The organism is Legionella sp. W05-934-2, assembly GCF_964199965.1.
In the GTDB taxonomy this organism is placed as follows: Bacteria; Pseudomonadota; Gammaproteobacteria; order Legionellales; family Legionellaceae; genus JAFIFT01.
In genome coordinates, this window is the sequence record NZ_CAXMZT010000002.1 from 354,084 (window position 1) to 361,162 (window position 7,079).

The window sequence follows — 7,079 nt, forward strand, 5'->3', positions numbered from 1 at the left end:
CTACATAAGATAATACTCCGTCACATTTATCTGCTTAAGAAAATCCTCGTCATGGGAAATCACAATCAGGGGGCCTGGATAATTTTGCAAACATTGGATCACATGATTGCGGGTGGTGAGATCCAAGTTATTTGTCATTTCATCCAATATCAATAATTTGGGTGGATTAGCGGCAATCTTTGCTAACGATAATCGTGCTTTTTCCCCGCCCGACAAACTTGTCACCGACTGATTAACAACCGGATTGGACTTAAAGAGAAAGTCATTTAGGTGAGATCGGATTTGGGCATGACTCCAATCCGGTCTTGCCAATTCAAGGGTTGATAATACCGTTTCATGTCGAGATAATTGTTGATAGTGCTGATCTAAATAGCCTATATCCTGCGTGCTGGGTCCCTGCCATTCCCCCCGTTTTAGCACACCCGATTGATTCATGATTCCTTTAATCAGCGTTGACTTACCACTTCCATTAGCACCAATAATCGCCAAACGTCCTTGGCCAAATAGCTGGATATTAATCTGATTCGCAATGATGCTATCACCATAGCCAATCTCACCATCTTTTACCATAACCACTGATTTTTTGGTCATAAATCCAGCCGGCAAATGAAACGTTGGCACAATGATTTCTGGCCTATCTATCTCGCTAATTTTTGTGATAATTTCTTCTCGTTTATCATGAATTTGCTGACTTCTTTTTCCTGCTGTTTGATTTGCTCGGTACATTTTCGCATGCGACACAATGGTCGGCCATTTACGGTTTTGAATCGATTTTTTACCCTTTTCTTTGGCGTTTTTAGCCCGATTTTGTTCTTTCATACGTTGCCCATGTATGGCTTTTTTATCGCGTTGCAGACTCGCTAACTGATGTCCGAGTTGCGTTATTTTCATCTCCTTTTCACGAACAAAATCATCATAACTTCCATAAAATGGCTCAATTTTTCCACCTTGAATTGACCAAAAGCAATCAGGGATCATCGATAATAATTGCGGATCATGCGACGCAATGATTAGGGTGCCCGAATAATAACGTAAAAATTGGAGCAATTGTTTTCGATTATTACTGTCAAGATGATTGGTCGGTTCATCCAGGATTAATAACTCCGGGTTATCGGACAAGGCATCGGATAAGGCTTTCTGAAATCGCTCTGCCCCACTTAATCCATCGGCCATGGCTGGGATTTGTGCCACATAGCCAATCTGGATAGCTTGATAGAAATAGATATCGCCATCGGCAACGACTCGTTTACCCGCTAACAATTCTAATAAGCTTGACTTACCCGAACCATTATCGCCAATTAACGCAATCCGCTGCCCAGAATAAATCGACGCATCAAACGATTCAAAACAGACTTTTTCGGGAAAAATTAATGATAATTGATTAACTGAACAAAGTATCGACATAAACCACCTCAACAATAAATTACGCTCGCGTTAAAAACGCTCCAAGATTTATTGAGAGATAATTCGCATTGGCGTCGAGACCTCGTTTTTTATGAAAGGACCACCATTATATCAAATTTGATAGACCTCATCAATTGCTAGTATCTAACCACGATGACACTCCCCTCCTCCAGGGGGACGATGATAACCAGGAGGACAACCACCCTGTGGAATTTCTGGCGGATTGAGGCGAATATTGGGATAACAACGATTACCAAGCAAATAATACCCACTGGGACACTGGAGCACTTGTGGGATATAGCAATTCCAACGTCCATTGCCAAGATATTGCGTGGCATAGGCATTGTTCCCATATTGTTGCTTACACATCCGATGACCATCCGCTTTGGTGATGCGACGACAGTAATTGCGGCTATCATTCCAAACATAGCCTCCGCTGCATTGACAATTCGCAGACCCATCCGCATTCATACTGACGGCATAGGCTCCTCGACCATATTCTTTGCGACACTGTCGATGGCCATCTTTGATGCTGGTTAGCACACAGCGTTTGGGTGAATCTTGCCAGTGATATCCTGACCGGCATTGGCATTGGAATGTCCCATCTTCATTGACTTTAATAGCATAAGCGCCATCGCCATAGATTTTCCGACATTGAGGATGACCTTCCTCAATGGTCGATTGCTTTTTGACACATCGACTCGTTTGTATAGACAAAACATAACCCGGTGCACAAGCGCAGGTGTATTTGCCATTAACCGATTGAATGATGATATTTTCACCGTAATCGCGAACACAGTTCTGCCTTGCAGCCCCCTCATCGCAGCTGGTTAGGGCGTAATTGACTTGCGGAATTAATGATTGTAAATAAGGATTGATCTTGCCGGCTAATTTTGATTTAGCAACCCCTAAAACAGCCAGGTCACAGTCTCGAATCGCTTGTTCTATCCGAGCTTTGGTGGTGCGAATCTGAGCGATTCGTTTCAAATAATCATCGATTGCACCCTGGTAATTTTTACAAGATGTTCGTATTTTTTGCTTCGCTTCATTGAATAGCTGTTCTGCTTTATCAAGATTGCCTTGATTGAAGTCTGTCACCCCTTGGTGGTACGCATTCATTCCTTTTTGTCTTGTTAATAACTCAATTTTTAAATCCTCATTGCCCGGTTTGTTGCCAATTGCTTGCACCGCGGTTTTAATAATTGATAAATTACAACTTGATTGCGCCGCATTTGGATTGCTTTTGGCTTTCGCCATCTCATTGACCAAGGCAGTGGCATTGTCAACGATATCGGTGGGGCATTGGATTGACACTAATGCCTGTTTCACTTTCTGCAAATGGGCTAAGGAAGAATCTGGATCGCCAGCTCGAAATGCCTGATCAGCTTGTTTATAAACCGACTTTGCCGTCTCTAATACGCTGATTCGCTGTTGTAGAGTTTGCTTTAACGGCTCCATAATTGGTTGGTCAAAGGGTTTGATTGCATTTAGCGCTTGTTCAACTTGGGAAATTCGGCAAGCCTGCTTGCCTTTTTCTGCTTGCTTCATTGCTTGATGCAAAGCATCTAAACGTTGCCACGATTCGGTTAAGGTGGAATGGATTTTAGGGCAGTTCGATAATTGTGCCATCAGTTGTTGATGGTTTGCTATTTGATTGATTAATTGCGGTAATGACGTAATAGCTGGGTTTAACGTTGACTGGGCTTTCTCAATGAGTTGAATTCGCTCTAACACAACCTGCTTTTGTTCAGCCGATAACGATTCATCCACCTTTGCCACATTAAGCTGTGCCAAGTCACATAAATTGAGATCCTTGGCTTTTGTTTTTGGCTCCTCTTTCTTTTTATCGGCCTCTTCGGCTTCTTGATTATCTTTAATGTCCACTAAAAGACGAACATATTGGGGGCCTGAACGTAAATGAATGGTTTGTTTTTCACTTTGCGCTCCCTCCACCACGGCCTGCAAAGCCACTTTTGCTGCTGGCTGCGTCCCAACCAAATGCATAACAAAATTACCCACATCGTTGGCTTGCCAAACTTCGCACCCCCTGACTTCAACCGCACCGACGGGCTTAGCATTAATGATGGCTTTGGCACATTTTTGACAGGCACCTTGTGGATTTGTTTGGCTACGAACGCTTCCATCGATAATCATCAATTGCACGGACTTTAATTTTTCATGAATTGCTTTATAGCGTTCATAAGCCTGGGTGCGTTGCCCGCCCACATCGCCAAACCCGCCCTGTTTGGCTACATAGGATGCCGCATAAGTAGTTATTAATCGAGATTGACCTTCACTTTCCAACTCATTGAGAAATGCTTGCAAATTGAGCCCTGTTATTGCTTCTACTTGATGGATAATCGATGCCTGACTACACACACCTTTTGTCCCCATTGCCTGCTTCAATCGCTGAGCTTGACTAGCAATATCGCCGATCACGTGGCTTCCTTCTTTCATTAAAGCCGGAATGCCACCGGGTGTGTTATACACTTTGGCAATGGATTGAATATCACCAGTGTTAACAGAATAGCCGAGTGCTTTTGCTGCTGTCATGAGTTTCATGGTTTGCTGTAAACCCTCTTTAAAGCCTCCTTCAGGACGACCATCGATAAATTGACTTCCATCCCAAAACAATAACTGTCCTTGTTGTGGCTCGATGGTTTCATAGATATTGCGCCAGGGTAAGGTGCTATATGAAAGAGGGCAAGCCAAAATACCCCGTTTATCCAATATACGGGAACGCATATCGTCGCCTGGCGCACCCGTTCCTTCACAATAGGCGGCTCTTTTTTTCAGCAACTCCCCTAACGAGCGAACCTCGGCCAACATTTTTTTAGCCACTTGCGCCATGTTATTGACGATGTCTCCCATCAATGAAACCAGGGGTATTTGACTGTTCGACGCAGCCGAACTCATTGCATCCATGATATCGAACATCTTTTCTATTTTAATTTTGGGGTCATCTGTTTGAAAGGCTTCAACGGTTGTAAAGACTACCGCCTTCATATTGGTGGCTGCATCCAAGGCATTAATTTGACCTTCGTACTGTTTGAATTTATCCAGCCACGCCCCGCTAAATCCATATTTTTCCAGTATCTCGGTATAAGGCGTTTCTGGATTCGCTTCAATTTCTTTTTTCGCTTGCACAAACCGCTGCAGTCGGTCTTGTGCTTTTTGCAAAATCGCCTTCATCCCCGAGATAATTTGAGCTGATTCTCCCGCTGTTAAGTCGCTATATACTGCAATTAATTGAGCAATACTTGGCGCATGCACTTGAATGTATTCATTTACATAGGTGGAAATTTCCTGACCGGGTTGTTTTAACCAGGCCTGAGCTTTCGCTTGAATCAATGGCGAATTGGGATCATAGTTTGCTTGAATGTCTGGCGGGAGTGTGGGTATGATTTTATCGCGAAATTTTTCAGCGACCCAACTTAAAAACATGTTTCGCGCATTTGCGACTGCGGCATCCAAACCCTGCTTTGCTTGGGCCTGTGCATCGGTAATTGGCTGCTTAGCCTGCTCAATTAGCTTGTCGCGATATTCCCCGCATTTTGTCATGAAAACTTTCTTGACATCGATGGATACACCCTTCACTTGAATCGGCTTTTTATATTTATCACTTAATTTATCCCATACAACCGGGCATGGATCTGAGACAACGATGGCATTGGATTTCTGAGTTGAAAATGAGCTTGCTGCAAAGGAGACATGTGCCGAACAAAACACTATCAAGGCAGTTAGAATGAAAGCACGTTTTAAGTGGAAAGACTCCATATCCATACATCCATGATTAATCCGAAGGGGCATGTTGTATAATTATAGACCATCAAAGCACGTTATTAGGAATGCTAGGGAGATATGTAACAATTACCACGCATCAAATACGCACCCAAATTGGTAAACTGAATATTAGCAGCTTGATTGGCGATAATTGAAAGCGTTTGCAAGGGTCGGATAGTTAGGTATAAGGTATGACCTTTTGGCAGGGTTGTGCCATTGACCACACTATCCCCATTTAATTGTTTGATGAATAGAGTATTGTCGGATGCAGAGGATGTGTTGACGTGCATCTCACACATATATTGCACCGGTGAACTTTTATTATTCTTGATCACCACTGGCTGCTTGGGTGGAAAGTCGATATTCACGGCATCCATCGTCCCTTGAATAGGCAAAGCGACGACGCATTGGCACATAATTAACAATAAAAGCGTCGTTAGCTTATTCATAATGGCATCCAGTGTGAGTCAACATACAACCACTCATTGTAACCAGTGGGTCGCCCAAAAGCCAGCTATTGGGCGACGTTGAATTCATTTGATTTATTTATTTAACGCGCGACCAAAGAAGAAGATAGCCGCTGATAATAAGACGATATCCTTCAATAGAAATTGGCCGGGTAATACGGACAACGCTGGAAATCCGCCTAATGATCCTTCCCAACCGGGTGCGGTGAATAAATAGGTGGTGGTTAAGGCAAAGGTGATGATAGCCATTGCACAACCAATAATATCAAACCATTTTACCCACATGCCCAACAGAATCAGCGCGCCAGTTACCACTTCAATGACACCGATGACATTAGACGTCGTTTGTGTATCCATCAAACTATATAACCAACTGGTTAATGGGGAGCTACTGGCCAATCCATGAATCGCATGGGCTTCATAGGCAGTAAATTTCATTAACCCAATCCAGACTAAGACGACTACAAGGCTTAATCGCAATAATATAACACCAGCGCACTCAATTACCTGACAATTTTTATCACCACTCATATCAATCTCCTTATCAATTTCTTCTTTTGATGAAAATAGGGTTGTAAAAGTATATACTCAATTAACTTCAAAATGGTAGGATTATTCGCGACTTATTTATCACGTCAGGCAACATACGATTTACCAACTATCACCTTATTTAATTTCGAGGCTGTCTGTTCAAATTCTTCTTTACTCAGTGATACTTTTTTATCAAACCGCATATCCGCCATGGTGTGAAGTGGAATTAAATGCACATGCACATGAGGCACTTCCAGTCCAACCACTGCCATACCAATCCGTTCACAGGCGATGACTGCTCGCAACCCCTTAGCGACCCCTTTTGCAAACTGCATTAAGCCGAGATAGTCCTCATCACCCATATCAAACAAATGATTGACCTCCCACTTTGGGATGCATAATGTGTGACCCAAACTATTTGGGTTGATATCTAAAAATGCAAGAAACTTATCTGTTTCAGCGACTTTATAACAAGGTATTTCGCCCTGAATAATTTTAGTAAAAAGCGTTGCCATTGATCCTTATCCTTTGAAATGGGTGAATTTCTAAAAGCAGGTTATCAGTCTATCGGAAGGGGGGTGGAAATACAATTGGGGACAAATGCGATACTATCATGCCGAGGGTTGCTCCCGGATTCCGTTTCGCTAATCTGGGATTTATAAAATCTGGGTGTTCTGAATCATGGTGATCGATTGTAGCCCAGATGCAGGCGCAGCCGCAATCCGGGTATTAATCTTCGAGCCCCCCGAATTCCGTTTCACTCTGAGGAATCCTGATATATTTTTGTTCAATAAGAAAAATTGGCAAAACCAAAGAGAACCCCCTCGCCCGCGAGAAGATTTATTGTGATATTATGTTGTTCCTCGCGGGAGAGGGTTGGGGCTAAGTAATCCA

5 protein-coding genes are annotated in these 7,079 nt (G+C 43.0%); all 5 read right to left on the reverse strand.

Features of this window, described 5'->3' with window-relative positions; genetic code table 11:
• Nucleotides 1–1,404: an ATP-binding cassette domain-containing protein gene (locus tag AB3348_RS03605; protein WP_367606184.1), complete on the reverse strand. Its 1,404-nt coding sequence runs from the start codon at nucleotides 1,402–1,404 to the stop codon at nucleotides 1–3.
• Between the two features lie 144 nt (nucleotides 1,405–1,548).
• Nucleotides 1,549–5,181: a hypothetical protein gene (locus tag AB3348_RS03610; RefSeq protein WP_367606185.1), complete on the reverse strand. Its 3,633-nt coding sequence runs from the start codon at nucleotides 5,179–5,181 to the stop codon at nucleotides 1,549–1,551.
• 74 nt (nucleotides 5,182–5,255) lie between these two features.
• Entirely contained in the window at nucleotides 5,256–5,636 is a 381-nt protein-coding gene (locus tag AB3348_RS03615) for a hypothetical protein (protein ID WP_367606186.1), read from the reverse strand.
• A 93-nt stretch (nucleotides 5,637–5,729) separates the two neighbouring features.
• Entirely contained in the window at nucleotides 5,730–6,185 is a 456-nt protein-coding gene (locus AB3348_RS03620; protein WP_367606187.1) for a YkgB family protein, read from the reverse strand.
• Between the two features lie 104 nt (nucleotides 6,186–6,289).
• Nucleotides 6,290–6,700 (reverse strand): HIT family protein, encoded by a 411-nt coding sequence (locus AB3348_RS03625; protein ID WP_367606188.1) that lies wholly within the window; start codon nucleotides 6,698–6,700, stop codon nucleotides 6,290–6,292.
• Nucleotides 6,701–7,079 lie beyond the last annotated feature (379 nt).

Excerpts from the sequence above, each read along its gene's own strand:
- AB3348_RS03605 (WP_367606184.1), bottom strand. The coding sequence starts at position 1,404 with ATGTCGATACTTTGTTCAGTTAATCAATTATCATTAATTTTTCCCGAA.
- AB3348_RS03610 (WP_367606185.1), bottom strand. The coding sequence starts at position 5,181 with ATGGAGTCTTTCCACTTAAAACGTGCTTTCATTCTAACTGCCTTGATA.
- AB3348_RS03615 (WP_367606186.1), bottom strand. The coding sequence starts at position 5,636 with ATGAATAAGCTAACGACGCTTTTATTGTTAATTATGTGCCAATGCGTC.
- AB3348_RS03620 (WP_367606187.1), bottom strand. The coding sequence starts at position 6,185 with ATGAGTGGTGATAAAAATTGTCAGGTAATTGAGTGCGCTGGTGTTATA.
- AB3348_RS03625 (WP_367606188.1), bottom strand. The coding sequence starts at position 6,700 with ATGGCAACGCTTTTTACTAAAATTATTCAGGGCGAAATACCTTGTTAT.